Source organism: Duganella sp. SG902, from assembly GCF_013376005.1.
Lineage (GTDB): Bacteria > Pseudomonadota > Gammaproteobacteria > Burkholderiales > Burkholderiaceae_D > Rugamonas.
The window spans coordinates 449,825-470,910 of the sequence record NZ_JABMJK010000002.1 but is presented as its reverse complement, the minus strand read 5'-3'; the positions used below and the strand labels follow the sequence as shown (position 1 = coordinate 470,910).

General features: G+C 65.3%; 16 protein-coding genes and 1 tRNA gene. 6 read left to right on the top strand and 11 right to left on the bottom strand.

Annotated features, from left to right (window positions below; translation table 11 throughout):
- Nucleotides 1-12: 12 nt before the first annotated feature.
- The 5 genes from FHW83_RS05565 (at nt 13) to FHW83_RS05545 (ending at nt 4,485) form a co-directional block, all read left to right on the top strand.
- Nucleotides 13-1,785 (top strand): GspE/PulE family protein, encoded by a 1,773-nt coding sequence (locus FHW83_RS05565; RefSeq protein ID WP_176645356.1) that lies wholly within the window; start codon nt 13-15, stop codon nt 1,783-1,785.
- A 50-nt stretch (nt 1,786-1,835) separates the two neighbouring features.
- Nucleotides 1,836-1,911: transfer RNA gene (locus FHW83_RS05560), tRNA-Lys, on the top strand.
- Nucleotides 1,912-2,027: 116 nt separating this feature from the next.
- Nucleotides 2,028-2,804 (top strand): ABC transporter substrate-binding protein, encoded by a 777-nt coding sequence (locus FHW83_RS05555; protein ID WP_176645355.1) that lies wholly within the window; start codon nt 2,028-2,030, stop codon nt 2,802-2,804.
- An 86-nt stretch (nt 2,805-2,890) separates the two neighbouring features.
- On the top strand, nt 2,891-3,652 hold the full coding sequence (locus FHW83_RS05550; RefSeq protein WP_176645354.1) for a hypothetical protein: 762 nt from the start codon (nt 2,891-2,893) through the stop codon (nt 3,650-3,652).
- A gap of 62 nt (nt 3,653-3,714) precedes the next feature.
- Entirely contained in the window at nt 3,715-4,485 is a 771-nt protein-coding gene (locus tag FHW83_RS05545; protein WP_176645353.1) for an ABC transporter substrate-binding protein, read from the top strand.
- On the opposite strand, the gene FHW83_RS05540 is transcribed toward FHW83_RS05545, so the two are convergent.
- Complete coding sequence (locus FHW83_RS05540) at nt 4,482-5,327, bottom strand: PhzF family phenazine biosynthesis protein (protein ID WP_176645352.1); 846 nt, start codon at nt 5,325-5,327, stop codon at nt 4,482-4,484. The two genes, FHW83_RS05545 and FHW83_RS05540, sit on opposite strands and share 4 nt — an antisense overlap.
- Before the next feature lie 96 nt (nt 5,328-5,423).
- Between FHW83_RS05540 and FHW83_RS05535 the strand changes: the two genes are divergently transcribed.
- Nucleotides 5,424-7,535: a S9 family peptidase gene (locus FHW83_RS05535; protein ID WP_176645351.1), complete on the top strand. Its 2,112-nt coding sequence runs from the start codon at nt 5,424-5,426 to the stop codon at nt 7,533-7,535.
- A gap of 96 nt (nt 7,536-7,631) precedes the next feature.
- Here FHW83_RS05535 and FHW83_RS30600 read toward each other — a convergent pair whose 3' ends face one another.
- The 10 genes from FHW83_RS30600 to FHW83_RS05490 all read right to left on the bottom strand — a co-directional run bounded on the left by FHW83_RS30600 (nt 7,632) and on the right by FHW83_RS05490 (nt 21,013).
- Nucleotides 7,632-8,981, bottom strand: coding sequence for a hypothetical protein (locus FHW83_RS30600; RefSeq protein WP_229224032.1), 1,350 nt, complete (start codon nt 8,979-8,981; stop codon nt 7,632-7,634).
- Between the two features lie 27 nt (nt 8,982-9,008).
- The gene (locus FHW83_RS30595) at nt 9,009-9,767 is read right to left on the bottom strand and encodes a metallophosphoesterase (RefSeq protein ID WP_229224031.1); all 759 of its coding nucleotides are present in this window, start codon (nt 9,765-9,767) and stop codon (nt 9,009-9,011) included.
- Between the two features lie 182 nt (nt 9,768-9,949).
- Nucleotides 9,950-11,230 (bottom strand): MFS transporter, encoded by a 1,281-nt coding sequence (locus tag FHW83_RS05525; RefSeq protein ID WP_176645350.1) that lies wholly within the window; start codon nt 11,228-11,230, stop codon nt 9,950-9,952.
- Nucleotides 11,231-11,407: 177 nt separating this feature from the next.
- Complete coding sequence (locus tag FHW83_RS05520) at nt 11,408-12,118, bottom strand: BON domain-containing protein (RefSeq protein WP_176645349.1); 711 nt, start codon at nt 12,116-12,118, stop codon at nt 11,408-11,410.
- Between the two features lie 88 nt (nt 12,119-12,206).
- Complete coding sequence (locus tag FHW83_RS05515) at nt 12,207-12,872, bottom strand: hypothetical protein (protein ID WP_176645348.1); 666 nt, start codon at nt 12,870-12,872, stop codon at nt 12,207-12,209.
- A gap of 80 nt (nt 12,873-12,952) precedes the next feature.
- Complete coding sequence (locus FHW83_RS05510) at nt 12,953-14,653, bottom strand: hypothetical protein (protein ID WP_176645347.1); 1,701 nt, start codon at nt 14,651-14,653, stop codon at nt 12,953-12,955.
- A 48-nt stretch (nt 14,654-14,701) separates the two neighbouring features.
- Nucleotides 14,702-16,609 (bottom strand): methyl-accepting chemotaxis protein, encoded by a 1,908-nt coding sequence (locus FHW83_RS05505; protein ID WP_229224030.1) that lies wholly within the window; start codon nt 16,607-16,609, stop codon nt 14,702-14,704.
- A 138-nt stretch (nt 16,610-16,747) separates the two neighbouring features.
- The gene (locus tag FHW83_RS05500; RefSeq protein ID WP_176645346.1) at nt 16,748-18,223 is read right to left on the bottom strand and encodes an efflux transporter outer membrane subunit; all 1,476 of its coding nucleotides are present in this window, start codon (nt 18,221-18,223) and stop codon (nt 16,748-16,750) included.
- Between the two features lie 67 nt (nt 18,224-18,290).
- Nucleotides 18,291-19,874 (bottom strand): DHA2 family efflux MFS transporter permease subunit, encoded by a 1,584-nt coding sequence (locus FHW83_RS05495; RefSeq protein WP_176645345.1) that lies wholly within the window; start codon nt 19,872-19,874, stop codon nt 18,291-18,293.
- Between the two features lie 14 nt (nt 19,875-19,888).
- Nucleotides 19,889-21,013: an HlyD family secretion protein gene (locus FHW83_RS05490; RefSeq protein WP_176645344.1), complete on the bottom strand. Its 1,125-nt coding sequence runs from the start codon at nt 21,011-21,013 to the stop codon at nt 19,889-19,891.
- Between the last annotated feature and the right edge of the window lie 73 nt (nt 21,014-21,086).

The window sequence follows — 21,086 nt, the reverse complement described above, 5'->3', positions numbered from 1 at the left end:
GGCTGGCGCACCATGGCACCGCTCGACCTGCAACAGATCTACACATGGCTGCTGGCCGACGGCATGGTGCGCAAGGCCGAGGTCAAGGAACTGTACGCGCAAAGCTCGGCCATCCTGAAGAACACCAGCGGCTACATGCATCCGCTGTGCGCGGTGGCGCACGTCAAGCTGCTGTCGGCGCGGCCGCCGCACAAGCTGCTGACGCTGGACGCGCTGTGCGAGTGGCTGGCGCGGCGCGCCAATCTGCCGTTCATCCGCATCGACCCGCTGAAGATCGATTTCACCAGGGTGGCCGACGTCATGTCGGCCAGCTACGCGGCGCGCTTCAACATCCTGCCGGTGGAGTTGACCGCCGACACGCTGGTGGTGGCCACCGCCGACCCCAACGCCCAGGAATGGGAGGCCGAGATCGCCAAGATCTCGCGCCGCGCGGTGCGCCGCGTGATCGCCAACCCGCTCGACATCGCGCAATACATCACCCAGTTCTTCAGCCTGGCCAAGTCGATCAAGAAGGCCAACCAGTCCAGCGGCAACGACCTGGCGCTGCGCAACAACTTCGAGCAGCTGGTGGAGCTGGGCAAGAGCAACAAGCAGGTCGACGCCAACGACCAGCACGTGATCAACATCGTCGACTGGCTGTGGCAGTACGCGTTCGAGCAGCGCGCCTCCGACATCCACCTCGAGCCCAAGCGCGACATGGCGGCGATCCGCTTCCGCATCGACGGCGTGCTGCACCAGGTGTACCAGGTGCCGGCGGTGGTGATGATCGCCATGACCGCGCGCATCAAGCTGCTGGGGCGCATGGACGTGATCGAGAAGCGCCGCCCGCAGGACGGCCGCATCAAGACCCGCACCGCCGGCGGCCAGGAGGTCGAGTTGCGCCTGTCGACGCTGCCCACCGCGTTCGGCGAGAAGCTGGTGATGCGCATCTTCGACCCGGAGGTGGTGGTCAAGACCCTGCCGGAACTGGGCTTCCCGCCCGAGGACGCCCAGCGCTGGGACGCGCTGACGCGGCGCCCGCACGGCATCATCCTGGTCACCGGGCCGACCGGCTCGGGCAAGACCACCACCCTATACACCACGCTCAAGGCGCTGGCCACCTCCGAGGTCAACGTCTGCACCGTGGAGGACCCGATCGAGATGGTGGAGCCGGCCTTCAACCAGATGCAGGTGCAGCCCGGCATCGAGCTGTCGTTCGCCGACGGCGTGCGCGCGCTGATGCGGCAGGACCCCGACATCATCATGGTGGGCGAGATCCGCGACCTGGCCACCGCCGAGATGGCGATCCAGGCGGCGCTGACCGGCCACCTGGTGCTGTCCACCCTGCACACCAACGACGCCCCCTCGGCCGTGATGCGGCTGCTGGAGCTGGGCGTGCCCTACTACCTGCTGGAGGCGACGCTGATCGGCATCATGGCGCAGCGCCTGGTGCGTACGCTGTGCGCCGACTGCAAGGCCGCCGACGGCGAGCTCAGCGACGAGATCTGGCACAGCCTGGCCGGCGAGTGGGACCTGGCCAAGCCGGCCGTGATCTACCGGCCGGTCGGCTGCCCCGAGTGCCGCCAGACCGGCTACCGCGGCCGCACCGGCCTGTACGAGCTGCTCACCGTGACGGCGGCCTTCAGCGCGCAGGTACGCGAGGAAACCGACATCCAGGCGCTGCGCCGCCAGAGCGTGGCCGACGGCATGAAGCCGCTGCGCGTCGCCGGCGCGCTGAAGATCCAGGAAGGCGTGACCAGCGCCGACGAGGTGCTGAAAGTCACGGCGGCGCTGGGCGCCCAATAAAAACCCCTTTGCAATTATCGGCGGACAGTCTATAATACGGCCTCTTTCGGGGGTCGTTAGCTCAGCTGGTAGAGCAGCGGACTTTTAATCCGTTGGTCGCAGGTTCGAATCCCGCACGGCCTACCACCGAATTCCAGAAAAAGCTTCCAGAACGGAAGCTTTTTTTTCGTCCGTTCGCCGCGCTGGCGGGCGCTGGTGTAAGCTAGGGCCAAGAGCGCGGGCGCGGACTCCTTGAGGTGAATATGACTGTTGCGCATGGCATAGGGACAAAGCTGCTGCTGGCCGCTTGCCTGATGCCTTTGCCCGCCGCCGCCGCCCCGGCCCCCATCGAGCTGCGCACCGCCGCCCAGGAGGGCACCGAGCCCAAGTTCATCGCCGACGGCAAGGGCCGCATCGCCGGCCTGTGCGTCGACATCCTGCGCGCCATCGAGCACATCGATCCCGGCCTGCGCTTCGTCGGCGACCAGCGCTGGAAGCCGCTGATCCGCGCCTACTCCGAGCTCGAGGCCGGCCTCGAGGACGTGCAGTGCGCGGTCCAGCGCACCGCCGAGCGCGAGCGGCGCTTCAACTTCATCGGCCCGCCGCTGTACACCATCGAATACCACTTCCTGGTGCGCGCCAACGACGACGTGGCGCTGCAGACCTGGGACGACGTGCGCAGGCTCGCGCCCGACGGCGTGGTGCTGGTCAACCGCGGCTTCGCCGCCGGCGACATCGTGACCGCCATGGGCGGCATCGAGGTCGACGCCAGCTCGACCAGCCCGGAGCTGAACCTGCAAAAGCTGATCGCCGGCCGCGGCCGCCTGTACTTCCACCGCGGCCCCGGCCTGCAAAGACTGCTGCAGCGCACCGGCACCGCCGGCAAGGTCAGAATCCTGCCGCCGGTGATGTACAGCGCCAAGCTGTACTTCGCCACCAGCAAGCAGCTGGACGCCAGGATCGGCGAGCGGCTGGCCGACGCGCTCCACCAGCTGGACAGGAAGGGCGAGCTGGAGCGGCTGATGCGCAAATGGGACTAGCGCGTGGCAATTGGTGAGTATTTCCAGGAGTCAACAATGCTAAGATTGTCGCAACATAACTTCGCCGCCTGCCCATGAAACCCTCCATGCCCGTCCTGGCCGCGCTGCTGCTGGCCGCTTCCGTCCACGCCGCCGAGGCGCCGCGCAAATACGGCATCCTCTCGCTGGTGGGGGACAGCATCTCCACCGTCACCTACGTGCCGGAGATCGGCAGCCGCACCGACACCAACGACAAGCAGGTGTATTCGCTGGGCGAGAACACGCTGTTCGACGAGGCCGCCATCCGCGCGGCCAGCGCCGCCGTCCAGCAGGTCCAGCCCGACGCCGGCCGCTTCCTGATGCTGAGCACCGACGCCGGCCTGCACCAGCAGCAGAACGCCATGTTCGACGATGCCACCGCCCACCAGGCCGACCGCGAGTTCCTGAAAAGCCTTTGGAAGGACAAGGGCATCACCCACCTGATCCTGATCACCAAATACCGCGCCGACGCCGAGCTGAAATTCATGAACGAATCCAGCGGCACCGGCAAGATCGAGGGCCTGGGCTTCTACATGGACGACCGGGTGCATGTGGTCGCGTACAAGGACAAGCCGGACAATCACGAGAGCACCCAGGGCGTGCTGATGCCGTTCGCCTACGTCAAGCTGCGCCTGATCAACGCCGACACGCTGGCGGTGGAGCGCGAGGTGCGCCTCAGGCAAAGCCAGATGGTGACCTACGCCCAGAACGCCGACGAGCGCGCCGTGCGCACCTGGGGCGCGCTGAGCGCCAAGGAGAAAACCGACTACCTCGACCACCTGCTGCGCGCGGCCGTCAGCGAGGGCGTGCCGCGCCTGCTCAAGCAATAAGCGCGCACCGGCCGCCGCGCCTGCTCTATACTTTCGGTCCATAAGCAACCACGGGAGAGTCCATGTTGTCGAAGGGATTGCGGCGCGCGCTGGCGCTGCTGTGCGCCTTGCTGGGCGCGCCGGCGCCGGCGGCCCCGGTCACCGTCCTGAAAGTGGTGGCGCAGGAAGGCACGGAACCCAAGTTCATCCCGGCCGGCATCGGCCGCGTGGTCGGCCTGTGCGTCGACCTGTTCCGCGCCATCGAGCGCACCGACCCGACGCTGCAATTCGTCGGCGACCAGCAATGGCTGCCGCTGGTGCGCGCGCTGTCCGAGCTCGCCACCCACCAGCACGACGCCCTGTGCGCCGTGCAAAAGACCGACGAGCGCGCGCGCCAGTACGTGTTCCTCGACCCGCCGCTGTTCCAGCTGCGCTACCAGCTGATCGCGCGCGCCGGCGAGCGCGCCGTCATCCACGACTGGGACGACGTGCGCGCGCTGGGTCCCCAGGCCGTCATCCTGACCAACCGCGGCTACACCACGCCGGAGATGCTGGAGCGCGTGGGCGGCCTGCACGTCGACCCGAGCGCCACCAGCCCGGCCATCAACCTGCACAAGCTGGCGGCGGGACGCGGCCGCTTCTTCCTGCACCGCGCGCCCGGCATGCAGGGCTTCATCGACCGCGCCGGCCTGGCGGGCAAGGTCAAGATCCTGCCCACCGTGATGGCCACCACCAACGTCTACATGGCGATGGGCACCCACGTCGATCCGTTGGTGCGCCAGCGCGTGCAGCGCGCCGTCGAGCAACTGGAAAAGAACGGCGAGCTGGCGCGCCTGCTCAAGAAGTGGGATTAATCGCCCATCATGCGCGCCCTGCCTGAGACGCGGATCGAACTGCCGGGCTGGTTCGGAATCTGCGCCTGCAACAGGCAGGGCGCGCCCATGTCCTCGCCCTGGATAATGTCGATGGCGCCGCCGTGCGGCCAATCGAGGTCGCGCAGATAGCCGGCCAGCGCCGCCGCCGCCGCGCCGGTGGCCGGATCCTCATACACCCCGCCCGAGGCGAACGGATTGCGCGCGTGGAAGCGCCGCGGCGTTTCCGCGTGCACCAGCGCGACGGTGGTCAGGCCGTGGCGCTGCATCAGGCCGCGTCCCGCGCCCAGCTCGTAGCGCATGGCGCGCAGCTTGTCGCGGCTGGCCAGCGCCAGCACCAGGTGGCGCACGCCGCCGCTGGCGATGGCGGGCGGGATGCGGTCGTCCAGGTCGGCCAGCGTATAGCCGAACAGCTGCAAGGCTTCCCGCACCAGCGCCGGCGCGGCCGGCGCGCTCGAGGTGGCCGGCGACTGCAGCGCCGCCATGGCGCCGTCGCCGTGGGCGCGCCCCTCCACAGTCACCCGCGCGTGATTGGTGGTCAACGGGAAAATGCCGTCGCCATGCTGCCGCGCCAGCACCGCGCCCAGCGCGATGGTCGCATGGCCGCAGAACGCCACCTCGCCGTCGGGCGAAAAATAGCGCACGCGCCAGCCATCCTCGTGGGGCGCGGCGAACACCGTTTCGGAAAATCCCATCTCGGCGGCGATGCGCTGCATGGCCGGCTCCTCCGGCAGCGCGGCGCGTATCATCACGCCGGCCGGATTGCCGCCGGCGTCGCCGCTGGTGAACGCCGCGACTTTGTGAACCTTGGTAATGGTCTGCATGTTGTCTCCGTGATCTGAAAAGAAGGAAAACTTGATTGACAGCAATGACGGTTGTGGCCACTATCGTTGTTTCACTGACTTTGAAGCGAACTCGCCATGACTATACCGCGACTTTCCCTGCTCGCCTTCATCATTTCGGCCCAACTGACGGGCCCGGCTTTCGCGGCCGACGCCGCGGCGGCCAAGCACGCCATCACTCACGAGGATGTATGGCTGATGAAGCGCGTGGGCGCGCCACAACCGAGCCCGGACGGCAAATGGGCCGTATTCGCCGTCACCGAACCCGCCTATGACAGCAAGGAGCAATGGTCGGACCTGTGGATCAAATCGCTGACCGACGACACGCCGGCGCGCCGCCTCACCTTCAGCAAGGGTGGCGAAGGCGCGCCCAACTGGTCGCCCGACGGCAGGCAACTGATCTTCATCGCCAAGCGCGAGGGCGACGAGGCCGGCCAGATCTACCGCATCGACGTCGCCGGCGGCGGCGAGGCGCAGCGCCTGACCACGCTGACGCTGGGCGCGCGCCAGCCGAAATTCAGCCCGGACGGCAAGCGGATCCTGTTCGTCAGCGACATCTACCCCGGCAACGCCAGCGAGGAGGACGTCAAGAAAACCGCCAAGGAGCGCAAGGACCGCAAATACAGCGCGCGCGCCTACGAAAGCTTCCCGCCGCGCTTCTTCGACAAATGGCTGGACGACAAAAAAGTGCGGCTGTTCGTGATGGACGCCGAGCCGGGCGCCAAGCCGCGCGACCTGCTGAGCGCGACCAGGCTGGCGGCCATGCCAGGCTTCGGCGGCGGCCAGGGCGACGAAGGCCAGACGCTGGACGCGATCTGGGCGCCGGACGGCAAGGCCATCGTGTTCTCCGCCTCGACCAACCGCGACGAACTGGCGCGCGCCTCGGGCTACACGCAAATCTTCAGCGTGCCGGTGGCCGGCGGCGAGGCGACCCAGCTGACCGCCGACAAGCGCAGCTACGGCAACCTCAAATTCAGCGCCGACGGCAGAACCCTGTTCACCCTGACCGAGGCGGAGGAGCCGGGCAAGGTCTACGACCTGAGCCGCCTGGCCAGCCTGGCGTGGCCGGTGACCAATCCGGCGCCGAAAATCCTCACCGCCGGGCTGGACCGTTCGATCTCGCGCTACGCGCTGCCGGCCGGCGTCAACCGCGTGGTGTTCAGTTACGAGCACGCGGGCCTGGAGCAGCTGCACTCCATCAACTACAGCGGCGGCGACCTGCGCGACGAGCCATCGCCGCCGACCGGCAGCATCGGTTCGCTGAACGCGGGCGGCAAGGCGCTGGTGGGCGTATGGGAATCGTCGATCAATCCGCCCGAGGTATACGCCTTCGGCGACGGCGCGCCGAAACGTCTGACCGCGTTCAACACCGAGCGCGCGGCCGGCATCGACTGGCAGGCGCCGGAGCACTTCTGGTTCAAGGCCAGCGACGGCCGCATGATCCACAACATGATCGTCAAGCCGGCCAACTTCGACCCGAACAAAAAGTATCCGCTGTTCGCGGTCATCCATGGCGGCGCGGCCAACATGTGGCGCGACCAGTTCGTGCTCCGCTGGAACTACCACCTGCTGGCGCAGCCGGGCTACGTGGTGCTGCTGACCGACTACAAAGGCTCGACCGGCTACGGCGAAGACTTCGCGCGCGCGATCCAGGGCGACCCGTTGAAAGGCCCGGCCGACGAAATCAACGAAGCGGTCGACGAAGCCCTCAAAAAATACAGCTACATCGACGGCGGCAGGCTGGCGGCGGGCGGCGCGAGTTATGGCGGCCACCTGGCCAACTGGCTGCAGGCGACCACCACGCGCTACAAGGCCATCGTCTCGCACGCGGGCGAGATGGACCTCATCATGCAATGGGGCACCAGCGACAGCGTCTGGGGGCGCGAGGTCAACAGCGGCGGCCCGGTCTGGGGCGACAGGGCCGTGTGGCGCGAGCAGAGCCCGGTGCTACAGGGCGGCAACCATGAGAAAGGCACGGGCTTCAAGACGCCGATCCTGATCTCGGTGGGCGAGCTGGACTACCGCGTCCCGGCCAACAACGCCCTGATGAACTTCGCCACGCAGCAGCGCCTGAACGTGCCGAGCAAGCTGCTGGTGTTCCCGGACGAAAACCACTGGATCCTCAAAGGCGAAAACAGCCGCTACTTCTACAGCGAAGTGCACGGCTGGCTCGCCAAATACCTGAAGTAAAGCAATTTGGGGTCAGCTCTGACAATCGGACAAATGGGAACTAAAAATTTTTAATTAGTTCCCGAATGTCCGAATGTCAGAGCTGACCCCGAAGTTTTAGTTGAAGCTGAGGCCGCTGCTGCTGGCGTTGTTCAGCTTTTGCGCCTTGAGGTCGATGGTGAAGTGCTCGCTGGGCTTGCCCGAGCCCAGGCCTTTCAGGATGGTGAACACTTGCTTGAACTGCGACTGGAACGCCACGTGCACCGGGTTCTGGTCGGACAGTTGATCGCCCACTCTGATGATCGCCGCCGGCGATGCCGGGAACGCGCCCATCAACACTTTGTACTGCGCCACCCGCTCGGCACCCATGTCGCGCAGCGCCAGTTCACCGGCGTACACGGTGCGGTGGAAGTCGCCGTAAAACTCGTAGGCGCTGATCTTGGCGAAGTCGCCCAGCTTCAGGTTGGCGGCGGCGGCAAGCTGTTCCGCCTTGGCGGTGGCCACGGCCCAGTCCGCCGTCAACTGGCTGGCGGCGACACCGCCGTCGGTCACCGCGCCCTTGGCGGCGCAGGCGGCCGTGAGCGGCAGCACCGACGGATTGTCCTTCAACTGCGCCAGCGTTACCTTGGTCTGCAGCTGCGACAGGATCAGCATCTGGCGCGCATCCAACGCCATCGCCGCCTCCTTCATTTCGCACGGCCAGTAGTCACTCATGAAGCGCAGACGCGACAGCTCGCCGAAGTAGGTGCGCGTGAACTCGCCGTATGACTTGCTATCGAAGATGCCGCGGTTCCAGCGCTTGGCGACATCGCCGGCCGCGCCGCTGCCCTGCAGATAGTCGTACTCCACCTGGTACAGCGGGAACAGCTCGTTGTGGCGCGCGACATTGTTCAGGCTCACGGTCTGCACGTCGATCAGATCCCTGCTCTGGTAGCTGACGATCTTGTACGCCGCGCCAAACACCGCCAGCGACGGCGACTGCACGTTGACCAGGTAGTTGCCGGCGCTGTCCTTGTAATCATTGGTGCCGTTGAAGTGCATGTGGCCGCCGACGTGCAGCGGCAGGCCGGTGGCCGCCAGCGCCGCCGTGGTGGCCGCGGCCGGCATGCGCGACACCTGGAACGCGCCCGGCTTGAACACGGCTTTCATCGCATCGGTCTGGTTGGCGTAGAAGTCCATGGTCGGATAGTGCGAGAACGACATCAGCTGCTTGCCCTGCGCCTTGGCGCGCGCGGCCACCGATTTGATCCACTCGATCTGGTGGATCTTGTGGGTCAGCATCTTGTTCCAGCCGGCGTCGCCGGCGTTGTCATAGCCCTTGAAGTATTTCGGATTGGCCGGATCGAAGTTGGCGTTGGGCGCGTGCACATTGCCGTCCAGCGCCAGCAGCCAGATGCCTTTCACCGGCTCCACCAGATAGCTGGCGTCGACCATGTTGACGCAGCGGCTGTAAGTCTTGCCCGCCACCTTGTACTTGCCGCCCTCGCCTTCGGTTCAGATTTCGAACTGACGCTTGCTCAGGTCGGCCGCCGCGCTGGCCGCCTCGTAGCTGTACTTGCCGTCGGCGTAGTTGCTGAACGGCGTTTCCCAGTAGACATCGTTCTTGTTGGGCGCATAGCCGAACTCGCCCAGCTTGCCCATCAGCTTCTCGTAGCCCTGCTCCATCAGCTGGTTGGTGCACACCACGGCCGGGTCCTTGGCCTTACAGGCGGCGTTGTTGACAGCGTAGATCTTCTGCTCCTTGCCGTCCCTGGTCAGGAAATCGTTCTTGCCGGCCTCGTCATCGTCATACGGCTCGTTGGGATCGTGATTGCCGGGGGCGATGAAGAAGCGCATGCCCTTGGCCTGGTATTCGTGCAGGATATCGGCCAGGCCGTCGATGTTGATCGGCTGCGCATCGTCCGAGATATCGCCCGGCATGGCGACCAGGCGGATGCCCTTGTTGTAGGCGTCATCCAGCGCGGCGCGGAAGGCGAAATAGTTTTCGTTGAACAGGCGCGTCGAGGTGAGCTGCGCGTACATGGTGCGGATGGTGGCGTTCTTGCCATCCTTGGTCGGAATGCCGGAGAACTGGCTGCTTTTCAAGTCGCCGTAGATGTTCTCGAAGTGCACGTCGCTCATGAAGGCGACGGCGGTGGAATTGACACCGTCGCCCGGATTGGTTTCAGTGATCGGCCGACCGTCGCTGCCGCATGCCGCCAGCAAGGCGGCGGCGACGGCGCTCAACGCCGCCACGGATAAAACAACACGCATACAAAACTCCATCACGCTGGTTAAAAGTCGGCGCATTGTTGCACCGCTAAATGACCGCCTGATTACATTTTGGAAGCGCTACCACCAATCCGGGGTCAGGTCCTCCATTTCTACACGGCCTCTGCCGTAGCGTCCGCTACGGCAGAGGCCGTGTAGAAATGGAGGACCTGACCCCGGATTTATTAGGCGGCCTTGGCCTGCGCCGGTTTGCGGATCAGCATGACGATGGCGGCCGCGACCAGGCAGGCCGCGCCGGCGGCGATCAGGGCCGGGTTGTAGGTCAGCAGCAGGGTGCGGATGCGGCCCGCGCCGTACGCGGCCACCGCCGCGCCCAGCTGGTGGGCGGCGAAGATCCAGCCGAACACCATGCCCGCCTTCTCCTTGCCAAACGTGGCGCCGGTCAGGCGCACGGTCGGCGGCACGGTGGCGATCCAGTCCAGGCCGTAGAACATGGCGAAGGTCGACAGGCCATACAGCGTGAATTCGGAATACGGCAGCCACAACAGCGACAGCCCGCGCAGGCCGTAGTACATCAGCAGCAGCTTGCGGTTGTCATAGCGGTCCGACAGCCAGCCCGAGCCGATGGTGCCGACCAGGTCGAACGCGCCCATCATCGCCAGCACCGAGGCGGCCGGCACCGGTCCCAGGCCGGCGTCGCCGCACAGCGAGATGAAGTGGGTCTGGATCAGGCCGTTGGTGCTGAGGCCGCAGATGAAGAAGGTGCCGGCCAGGATCCAGAACACGCTGCTGCGCGAGGCTTCCGCCAGGATCTTGAACGGCGTCGCCAGCGTGACGCGCATCACCGGCGCGGCGGCCGGCACGGCGCCCGCCGCCGCGCCGTACGGCGCCAGCCCGAGGTCGCCCGGACGGTTGCGCATCAGCAGGTGCACCGCCACCGCCATCGCCGCGCACGCCGCGAACACCGGCAGCACCGCCATGCGCCAGCCCATGTGTTCGATCATCCACGCGCCCACCGGCAGGAAGATCAGCTGGCCGGTGGCCGAGCTGGCCGTCAGGATGCCGACCACCAGCCCGCGATGGCTGTCGAACCAGCGGTTGGACACCACCGCGCTCAGCACCAGCGCCGTCAGGCCCGAACCGACGCCCAGCATGATGCCCCAGAACAGCACCAGGTGCCAGAATTGCGTCATCCGCGTCGCCAGCGCCATGCCGGCCGCCACCAGCGTCAGCGCGGTGACCACGACGTTGCGCACGCCGAAGCGTTCCATGAAGATGGCCGCGAACGGCCCCATCAGGCCGAACAGCGCGAAACGCACCGCCAGCGCGGACGAGATCTGCTCGACGTCCCAGCCGAATTCCTTCGACAGCGGTTGCAGCAGGGCGCCCGGCAGGCCCAGCGCGGCGGCCGACGACAGCCCGGTGAAGAAGGTCAGGGCCACGATGACCCACGAAAAGTGCAGGCCGCGCCGCTGCAGCCAGCTTGATAAAGGTTGTGCAAACATGAAGGTCCTCGCAAAGGCGACGCGCGCCGGAACGGCGCGCTTTCCACCATTTTAGATGATGACTATCATGAATACAAGCGAAAAGGTGGCGCCCGGCGGCGTCAGGGGAACGCGGCCGGGCGCCGGGGCGGACGGGCGTGGGGGCTTGCCCGCCCTGCCCTACTGCACTGACTTGGCTTACTTGATGCGCAGCGAGCTTTGCACCTTGTTGACGCCTTTCACATTGCGCGCCACGTCCACCGCCTTGTCGACCTCCGCCTGCGATGGCACGAAGCCGCTCAGCATCACGGTGCCGTTGGTGGTTTCCACGTGCACGTCCAGCGATTTCAGCGCCGGCTCGGCCATCAGTTCGGTTTTGACCTTGGTGGTGATGGCGGTGTCGGCCAGCGCGTCCTTGGCCAGCTCGGTTTTCGAGCGCGCTTCGCACGAGGCCTTGTCGGTGCCGCTCAGCGCGCTGCAGTCGATGCCGGTCTGGGCGGTGTCGGCGGCTTTCTTGCCGGCCTTGGCGTCATTCACCCACGCCGTGTGCTGCGCCTTGGCGCCGCTCAGGCAGCTGTCCTTGTCGGCGCCGGTGCGGGTGGCGCATTGGGCCTTGGCTAGGTCGTACTGGGCGTCAGCCACGTTGATCTGGGCTTTTTCGATGGACTTCTTGTCGTTCTTGTACTGCAGGGCGGCGGTCGACTCGGCGTTGGCGCGATTGACCTTGGCCTGCTCCTGGCAGACATCCTTGGCATTACCCGATTGTGCGTCGCAGGCGGCCTTGGCGGTTTTGTAGTCGGCGTCGGCTTTATTGATCGCCGCTTTGTACGCCACGGTGTCGTTGTTCGGGGTGGCGGCGAAGGCAGCGCTGGCCGCGGTGGCCAGCACGAAGCAGAGTAATTTGTTCATGATGTGTCCCTCTTGTGGTGGTTGGTGGACACCATTAAACGCCCGCACGGTCGAGCACTCCGTGCGGAAACGTACACAGTCGGGGATTTTACTGATCCTGCAACAGCCCTTTTTGCCACAGGCGATCGGCCTGTTCAAACAGGGGCAGGCCCGGCGTGAAGGCGGCGCCGGTCGGCGCCAGCTGCAGCCAGGTCAGGGTGCTGTGCGAGCCGGTGGCGGGCGACGGCTGGCGCACTTGCCGCATCCAGCCGGCCACGGCGGCGTATTGTTCGGGATGGCGTTGCTGTATCCACGCCAGCGCCACCAGGTCGGCATAGCCTTCCTCGCGGCGGGTGTCGCGCAGCGCGTGGCTATCGGCCTGCAAGGGTTGCTCCTCGAAGCCGGCCGGCACCGCGTGCCAGTTGCCTTGCGCGTAGCGCCAGCAGTGGCCGATCTCGTGCGCCACCATGGCCTCGATCATCAGCGGCCGTTGCGCCTCGGCGACGTTGTCGAGGATGTCCTCGGCGTTGGGATTGCCGCGCATCGACAGCACCAGCTTGCAGCGGCCATTGTCGTAGCCCAGCGCCAGCGGCACGTCGGTCGGCCGCGCCTGCGGTTGCACCGTGATGTCGAGCGGCAGCTTGAGCTCCTGCTTGGCGTAGGCCAGCACGGCGGAACCGGCTTTCAGCCAGCGGATTTCCATCTCGGTCAGGTCGGCGGCGGCGGCCAGCGAGGACGTCAACAGCAGCAGGGGAAGGAGGGCGCGTTTGATCATGGTGATCAAACTGTAGCATGCGCCGGGCAAGAATTATTGCCCGACGGCAGGTATATTACTACGTAGAAAAACTGTAATGCTTACTTGCCCAACAAGGTGTTGGCGGTCTTGAATTCCGGACGGATGTCGTTCGGTACAGTTTTCATTTTATCCAAGGCCTTTTGCACGTCGGGACGGATGACCACGTACTTGGCCATCATGTCCTTGGCGCGCGCGTAGTCGCCGGTGGCTTCGATGGTCAGGAATTCACGGTCGAGGTCGATCACGGCCTGCTTGATCTTGCCGAAGTCGACCGAGAAGGTGCCGTCGCCGTGCGACACGAAGCCGCCCTTGTCCAGCAGGTAGTTGACCTGGATCGCCATGCCGCGCGCGTGCGAGTCGGTCAGGCCGAAGTGCAGCGTGCGGAACGCCGACGCCAGGAAGGTGGTGTACAGCTTGCGCTCCGCCGCCGCGCCCTGCCCCAGCGCGCCTTGCAGCTGGCCCTTGTCCATCATGTAGCCCAGCGCGTACAGGCCGGTGATGTCGGCCTTGGCTTCCTCGATGGTGGAATAGGCTTCCTTCAGGTCCTGACGCGGCGTCGATTCCTTGCCATCGTTCTTGGTGATGTGCGGTCCCAGGCCGTGGGTGATCTCGTGCGCCAGGATGTGGGTGAAGAAGGAATCGAAGTCCAGGTCCTTCTGGTCGGCCGGACGCAGCACCAGCTTGGCGATCGGCGTCAGCGTCGATTTGAATTTGGCCTGCTGCACGTTCTTCAGCATCACGCGCTTGGAGCCGCGCTGGCTGATGATGCGCTCGTCGTTCGGCAGGTTGTAGGCGGCGGTCTGCACGCCCATGTTGCCGTCGCCGGCGCCGTACACCTGGTTGACCACCACCATCGGCGCCAGCGCGCCGACCTTGGGATTGCGGTACTGCGCGTCCAGCGGCAGGTTGTCCTCCAGCTCCTGCATATGCTTGGCGAAGAAGTCCAGCTTCCGGGTTTCCTTCTGGTCGCGGATGTTCACGTAGGCCTCGAACGCGGCCTTGTAGCCAAACAGCTCGTCGTTATAGGTCTCGTAAGGGCCGATGGTGATGTCGACCGGCGAATCCAGGTCCATCCAGGCGAAATCGGAAGCGAGATAGTCGTTGCTGAGGAAGGCTTCGGCGCGCAGTTCCAGGAATTTTTTCAGCGAGGCGTTATCGGTATCGGCGGCGGCCTGCTTCAGCAAGGCGGCGGCCTTCTCCAGGTCGGCCTTGTATTCGTCGGAGTACTTCACGGTGGTGAACAGGCCATCCTTGTTCTTGCGGATGGTGGTGAAGAACCACTGCGCCTGCTCCTTATCGACCGCCGGCAAGGCGTTCATCCACTTTTCCAGCTCGGCCTTGGTGGCGTCCTCCGGATAGAAGTTGCCGCCCTCGGGCTTCTTGCCCGGCACCTTGATGCCGCCCACTTCGGCCGGCAGGAAGGACTGGTGATCGTCGAGGATGGACCATGGTCCCTTGTTGAGCCAGAAGTAGTTCAGGCGCGCCTTGCCCAACGGCGTGGCGTCCTTCTTCAACGCGGCCCACAGCGCCTCGTTGCCGGACCAGCGCTGGCGCAGTTGCAGCACGTCGATGATCTTGGCCGCCTCGATCAGTTTGGCGATGGCTTTCTTGTCGCCGGCGGAGAGATGGCTGGTGTCGGCGGTCAGCGCGATCGGCGCGTATCGCTTGCTCATCTTGTTGAGTTGATTGACGTCGGCCGGCGCGGCGCAGGCACTGGCGCAGGCGATCGCCATGGCCAACGGAAGCAGGATTTTTTTCATGTGGTCCTCTTGTGGAGTGAGGACCACATTGTAATGCAGGCGAAGCTCTCAATAGCGGACGAAATTGGCCTCGTCCACATTGGTGGCGAAACGCTCGCTGTGCTGCCTGCGCGTGGCCGGCGCCTGCGCCGCGCGCTGGCGCGTATCGCGCGCCGCGCCGCGCCCGGCCTGGCTGGCCGCGTCCACCTTGAAAAAGCCCATGGCCGTTTGCAGCTCGCTGGCCTGCGTGCTCATCTCATCCGCGGTGGACGCCAGCTCCTCCGAGCCGGCCGCGTTCTGCTGGGTGGTCTGGCTCAGTTGCGTAATGGCGGAATTGATCTGCGCCAGGCCGCTCGACTGCTCCTCCGACGCGGCCGTGATTTCCTGCACCAGGTCGGAAGTCTTCTTGATGCTGGGGACCATCTCGTCCAGCATGTGGCCCGCACGTTCGGCCAGATCAACGCTGCTGGTGGCGACCTGGCCGATTTCCTGGGCCGCGACCTGGCTGCGTTCGGCCAGCTTGCGCACCTCGGCCGCCACCACGGCAAAGCCCTTGCCATGCTCGCCGGCGCGCGCCGCCTCGATGGCCGCGTTCAGCGCCAGCAGATTGGTCTGATAGGCGATGTCGTCGATGATCACCACCTTGGCGGCGATCTGCTTCATCGCCGCCACCGTGGACTTGACCGCCTCGCCGCCCTCGGTGGCTTCGCCGGAGGCCTTGCAGGCAATGGCGTCCGTGACCTTGGCATTCTCGGTATTCTGCGATACCGACGCCGTCATCTGCTCGACCGAGGCCGAGGTTTGCTCCACGCTGGCCGCCTGCTCGCTGGCCGCCTGCGCCAGCGACTGCGCCGTGGAGCTGACTTGTTCCGAGGCCGCCGCCAGCGCTTCCGCGTTGGCGTTCACTTCGCTGACCACGTTCGCCAGCCGCACCATGGTGTTGTTGGCATAGGACTTCAACTCGGCGAAGGCGCCCTCGTAATCCTTGTCGATGCTTTGCGTGAGATCGCCCTCGGACATCGCCCCCATCACGCGCACCACGTCGCCGATGCTGGCGCCCGTGGTGATCGCCAATTGATTCAAGCCCTCGCCCATCTCGCGCTGGAATCCCTGCAGGCCGTTCAGGTCCACCCGCGCATCGAAGTTGCCGCGGTTGGCGGCCGCCACCACCTGGCGCTGACCGTCGATCACCTGCCGCAATTTGCCGATCATGGTTTTCACCGCGAACAGCATGCTGGTGTGATCGCCGTTGCGCGTGACCACCTCGCCGCTCAAATCGCCGTCGCTGATGCGCTGCATGATCTCCGCCGCATACGAGGGCTCGCCCCCCAGGCTGCGCATCAGGTTACGCGTAATCAGCACCGCTATCGCGATCGACAACAGCACCGCGACCAGCGCCAGCATGATCACCACGTTGCGCGTGGACTGGTAGGTCTCGTGCGCATCCTTGGCACTCTGGTCCATCAAACCGCTCTGCAGCTTGGACAGCGCCTCGAGGGAAGCCCAGTAAGCGTTATTGGCCGAGGCGAAATCGTTGCGTAGGAAATCGGCCGCGCGCTTGCTGTCGGTGCGCAGCAGTTCGTAGACCTGTTCATATTTGGGATTCAGCACCTCGCCTTTGGCCGTTATTTCCTTGAACAGTTCACGCCCGCGTTCAGTGCTGATCAGTTTATCCATGCGCGCCAGCGCCTCGGCCACCTTGTGGCGGTTCGCCTCGACGTTGTTGCGGAATTTATCGCGTTCGGCGTCGCTAGTGGCGAGCAACATGCTACGCAGTTGGCGTCCATTGTCGATGGTGAGCTTGATCGCCTCGTTGCCCAGGACAATTTTCGGATAGCGGTCCTCCATGATCAGCTGCATGGCGTCGTTGATGGAGGCCAGCCTGCTGATGCTGACAGCCGACAGTATCAGCAGCAGCAGAACCACGATCCCGAAACCCAGACCCAGGCGGGTCGCCACTCTCATGTTCGTGAACATAATCTCTCCGGTAGAACAATGCCGACGGAAGAAGCAAGGCGGATGCAGTCGAAACATCATGCCACGCGTAAGTTCGTCAACGCAAGCGGGACATCCCGGCTGTTGTAGCGGAGAGATGGGTACTTAAATGAGAGTGACTTACTGTGCCTTGATGGTGCCGTTCTGCGCCACTTGCGCCAGTTGCGCCGACGGCTGCCAGCCGGCGCCCAGCGCGCGCGCCACCGACACGGCGGCCAGCAGGCGCTGGGTGTTGATCTGCACCGCCGCGCGATCGGCCGCCAGCGCGCTGCGCTGGGCGTCGGTCACGTCGAGATAGGTCGACACGCCGCGCTCATAGCGCGCCCGCGCCACCAGGTAGCCGCGTGCCGCCGCCACTTGCGACGCTTGCTGTGCTTCGCCCTGCATCTGGCGTTGCTGCACGTCCGACAGCGCGTCCTCCACTTCGCGCAGCGCGGTCAGCAGCTTGGTCTGGTGGTTGGCCAGCGCCTCTTCGTAACGCGCCTTGGCGATCGCCAGATTGGCCTTGTTACGGCCGCCGTCGAAGATCGGCAGCGACAGCGCCAGAGGGCCAACGCTGAACTGGCGCGCGTCGCCCTTGGCCAGGTTGCTCAGGCTCTCGGATGCGAAACCGAAATTACCGGTCAGCGAGAACGAAGGATAGAACGCCCCTTCCGCCACGCCGATCTGCGCATTGGTCGCGCGCAGGGTCGCCACGCTGCCGGCCAGGTCCGGACGCTGCGCCAGCAGGCTGGCCGGCAGGCCGACCGGAATCGCCGGCGGCTGCGGCAGCACGGCGGCATCCGCGTTGGCCGCGGTGAGCATCGCCGACGGCGAGGCGCCGACCAGCGTGGCCAGGCTGTGTTCCAGCAGGTTGCGCTGGCGCTGCACCTCGTGCAGGTCGGCCTGCGCGTTGGCGCGTTCGATGCGGGCGCGCGACACGTCCAGTTCATTCGACAGGCCGGCGTCGAAGCGCGCTGTCACCAGCTCCTCGGTCTCGCGGCGGGTATCCAGCGCGCCTTTCAGGATGGCGATTTCGGCATCCAGGCCGCGCAGCTGCCAGTAGGTGGTGGCCAGTTGCGACGACAGCATCAGCAGCACGCCGTCACGATCGGCTTCCGCCGCCAGCGCTTGCGCGTCGGAGGCCTCCACCAGACGGCGCACGCGGCCCAGCAGGTCCACTTCATACGAGAAGCTGGAGCCGACCGAGTAGTTGTTGCCCTTGATCGAACGATGGCCCAGCGCCAGGCCTTGCGAGGTCTCGGCCGAGGTGCGCGAGTTCGAGATGCCGGCGTTGACGCTCAACTGCGGCTGCTCGTTGGCGCGCGCCACGCCGGCCTGTTCCAGCGCCTGCACCAGGCGTTGGGCGGCGGCTTTCACGCTCGGGTTGTCGCGCAGCGCGGTCTCTTCCAGGCGGTTCAGGGTGGCGTCGTTAAACACGGTCCACCATTGCGCCGGCAGGTGTGCTTCGCTGGCGCCGGCCTGCGGCACATGACGGAACGACGCGTCGGCCACATTGGCCGGCGCCTTGAAGTCCGTGCCGACGGTGGCACAGCCGGTGACGGCCAGGGTGACAGAAACAGCGAGCGTCAGGCGCTTCAAAGCTGAATTCAACATGATTACCTCTCAATTAAAACGTTATCCGCGTCATTCCGGCGCAGGCCGGAATGACAGCTTGCACTCTTTAGTGGGCGCCGCCACCGCCACCCGAAGGGGCTTTGACTTTGTCCGAGAACCACAGCACGCCGATGCACGCGAACAGCACCATCGCCACCAGGAAGAAGCCGTCGTTATAGGCCATCACGAACGATTCGCGGCGCACCACGCCATCGACCGCCTTCAAGGCCATGTCCGCCGCCGTGGCGCTATCGAAGCCCTTGGCGATAAACGACGAGGTCAAAGCGCTTAAGCGCTCCTGCGTCGCCAGCGCATAGTTGCTCACCGATTCACCGATGCGCGCCGAATGAAAATGCTCGCGGTTGGTCAACGCGGTCGCCAGCAGCGCGATGCCGATCGAACCGCCCAGGTTGCGGGTCATGTTGATCAGGCTCGAAGCCGATGGCATGTCTTTCGGCTGGATGCCGTTCATCGCGAAGTTCGACAGCGTCAGCATCACGAACGGCTGGCCCAGCGCCCGCACGATCTGCGACAGCAGCAACTGGTCGTAACCGGTGGTGGCGTCCATGTACGCGTTCATCAGGCACGAGCCGCCGAACAGCAGCAAGCCAAAGCTGCACAGGATGCGGTTGTCGATCTTGGACGACAGCTTGGCCACGAACGGCATGATGAACAGCTGGGGCAAGCCGGCCCACATGATCACCTCGCCGATCTGCATCGGCGAGTAGCCGGGAATCTGCGCCAGGAACAGCGGCAGGATGAAGGCCGAACCATACAGGCCCATGCCCATAGCCATCGACAGCGCGGTGGCGGCGGCGAAGTTACGCTGGCCGTACAAGCCGAGGTTCACGAACGGCTGCTTGCGCATGGTGCTGTTCACCGCCCAGCCCAGCAGGCCGACGATGGCCAGCGCGGCGAAGGTGTTGATGAAGGCCGAGTCGAACCAGTCCTTGCTGTTGCCCTCTTCCAGGAAGATGGTCAGGCTGCCCAGCCCCAGCGCCATGAAGAAGATGCCCAGCCAGTCCGCGTTCAACAACAGGGACAGGTTCGGCTTTTCCTCGTCCAGCCCGAGCGCGATGCCGCCGATCAGCAGCAGGCCCGGCACCCAGTTGATGTAGAAGATCGAAGGCCAGCCATACAACTCGCTCAGGTAGCCGCCCAGCGTCGGGCCCATCGACGGCGCCAGCGTGGCGGTCAAACCGAAGATCGCCATGCCGGTCGCGCGTTTCGACGGCGGCAGCTTGGCCATCACCAGCGTCATCGCCATCGGGATCAGCGCGCCGCCGGTAAAGCCCTGCAGCATGCGGAAGGCGATCATGCTTTGCAGGTTCCAGGCGAAGCCGCACAGCGTGGAGAACAGCAGGAATAGCGCCGTGGTACCCATCATGTAGCCGCGCATGCCGAACACGCGCACGAACAGGCCGGTCATCGGAATCACGATGATCTCCGCCACCAGGTAGGCGGTGGCGATCCACGAGCCCTCTTCCTGCGTGGCCGACAGCGTGCCGAGGATGTCCTTCAGCGACGAGTTGGTGATCTGGATATCCAGCACCGCCATGAAGGCGCCCAGCATACCGGCGGCCACCGCCATCCAGGTGCGTGCGGAGACCTTCTCGCCAGGCATCGGCGGGACAAAAGTAGTACTAGCCATGAGAGGCTCCCTGATTAGTGAGCTTCTTTCTGGTTGATCGCCACTTCAGCGATCGCCGACATGCCCGGCACCAGGCGGCCGCTCAGGGCTTTCACGTCTTCCGGCTTGAAGGTGATCTTGACCGGCACGCGCTGCACGATCTTGGTGAAGTTGCCGGTGGCGTTATCGGCCGGCAGCAGCGCGAACTGCGCGCCCGACGCTGGCGAGAAGCTGTCCACCTTGCCGATCAGTTCCTTGCCCGGGATCGCGTCGATGGTCACTTTGACTTCCTGGCCGACCTTCATGTCCGCCAGCTGGGTTTCCTTGAAGTTGGCGGTCAGCCAAACGTTCTCCTGCACGATGGCGGTCAGTTGCTGGCCCGGCTGCACGCGCTGGCCCACCTCGATGGTGCGCTTGCCGATGCGGCCCGACACCGGCGCCAGGATCTTGTTGTAGGCCAGTTGCTGCTGGGCGTCCTTCAACTGCACTTGCAGCACGGCGATCTGCGCGTTCAGCACTTCGCGCGCCGACTTGGCCGAGGCGATTTGCGCCTTGGCGGCGGCGGCGCTGTCCTTGCGCGCGGCGACGTCGGCGGTGGCGCTGGCGCGCGCGGCGATGGCGGCATCCAGCTCGGCCTTCGACACGGCCTTCATCTGGCTGTTATACAGTTGGCCGAAACGCTCGGCATCCTGCTTGGCGCGCACCAGTTGCGCTTCCGACTGCGCCACTTGGGCGGCGGCGGCGCTGGCCTGGGCCTGCACCTGCGCGATCTGCGCGTCAGCCTGCGTGACCTGCTGCTGGGCCGAGGCGATCTGCGCCTGGATCTGCTCCACTTTCACGCCCTGGTCGAACGGATCCAGCTCGGCGATCACATCGCCTTCCTTGACCAGCTGGTTATCGTCGATCAGCACCTTGGTCACCACGCCGGCGATACGGGTCGACACCGGGTGCACGTGGCCGGCCACGTAGGCATTCTCGGTCTCGACATAGAAATGGCTGCGATACCACATGCGGCCACCGGCGGCCAACGCGGCCAGCGCGATGATGGCTGCCACCACCAGCACGCGGCGGTTCGGTTGCTTGGTCTGCGTGTCCGGAGCGGCGGCTGGCGCGGCTGGAGCGGGAGGCACGGCACTGAGTTTTTGTTCTTGGGTGGACATGAGGAAGCTCCGGGAAAATGAAATGAGATAGGAGCATTATCGCCAGTTTCCAACCAAAGTCAAGAAATGAAAC

What these genes read in the sequence shown, in the direction of transcription:
- FHW83_RS05565 (WP_176645356.1), top strand. Translation starts at nt 13, where the DNA reads ATGGCACCGCTCGACCTGCAACAGATCTACACATGGCTGCTGGCCGAC.
- FHW83_RS05555 (WP_176645355.1), top strand. Translation starts at nt 2,028, where the DNA reads ATGACTGTTGCGCATGGCATAGGGACAAAGCTGCTGCTGGCCGCTTGC.
- FHW83_RS05550 (WP_176645354.1), top strand. Translation starts at nt 2,891, where the DNA reads ATGCCCGTCCTGGCCGCGCTGCTGCTGGCCGCTTCCGTCCACGCCGCC.
- FHW83_RS05545 (WP_176645353.1), top strand. Translation starts at nt 3,715, where the DNA reads ATGTTGTCGAAGGGATTGCGGCGCGCGCTGGCGCTGCTGTGCGCCTTG.
- FHW83_RS05540 (WP_176645352.1), bottom strand. Translation starts at nt 5,327, where the DNA reads ATGCAGACCATTACCAAGGTTCACAAAGTCGCGGCGTTCACCAGCGGC.
- FHW83_RS05535 (WP_176645351.1), top strand. Translation starts at nt 5,424, where the DNA reads ATGACTATACCGCGACTTTCCCTGCTCGCCTTCATCATTTCGGCCCAA.
- FHW83_RS30595 (WP_229224031.1), bottom strand. Translation starts at nt 9,767, where the DNA reads ATGCGTGTTGTTTTATCCGTGGCGGCGTTGAGCGCCGTCGCCGCCGCC.
- FHW83_RS05525 (WP_176645350.1), bottom strand. Translation starts at nt 11,230, where the DNA reads ATGTTTGCACAACCTTTATCAAGCTGGCTGCAGCGGCGCGGCCTGCAC.
- FHW83_RS05520 (WP_176645349.1), bottom strand. Translation starts at nt 12,118, where the DNA reads ATGAACAAATTACTCTGCTTCGTGCTGGCCACCGCGGCCAGCGCTGCC.
- FHW83_RS05515 (WP_176645348.1), bottom strand. Translation starts at nt 12,872, where the DNA reads ATGATCAAACGCGCCCTCCTTCCCCTGCTGCTGTTGACGTCCTCGCTG.
- FHW83_RS05510 (WP_176645347.1), bottom strand. Translation starts at nt 14,653, where the DNA reads ATGAAAAAAATCCTGCTTCCGTTGGCCATGGCGATCGCCTGCGCCAGT.
- FHW83_RS05505 (WP_229224030.1), bottom strand. Translation starts at nt 16,609, where the DNA reads ATGTTCACGAACATGAGAGTGGCGACCCGCCTGGGTCTGGGTTTCGGG.
- FHW83_RS05500 (WP_176645346.1), bottom strand. Translation starts at nt 18,223, where the DNA reads ATGTTGAATTCAGCTTTGAAGCGCCTGACGCTCGCTGTTTCTGTCACC.
- FHW83_RS05495 (WP_176645345.1), bottom strand. Translation starts at nt 19,874, where the DNA reads ATGGCTAGTACTACTTTTGTCCCGCCGATGCCTGGCGAGAAGGTCTCC.
- FHW83_RS05490 (WP_176645344.1), bottom strand. Translation starts at nt 21,013, where the DNA reads ATGTCCACCCAAGAACAAAAACTCAGTGCCGTGCCTCCCGCTCCAGCC.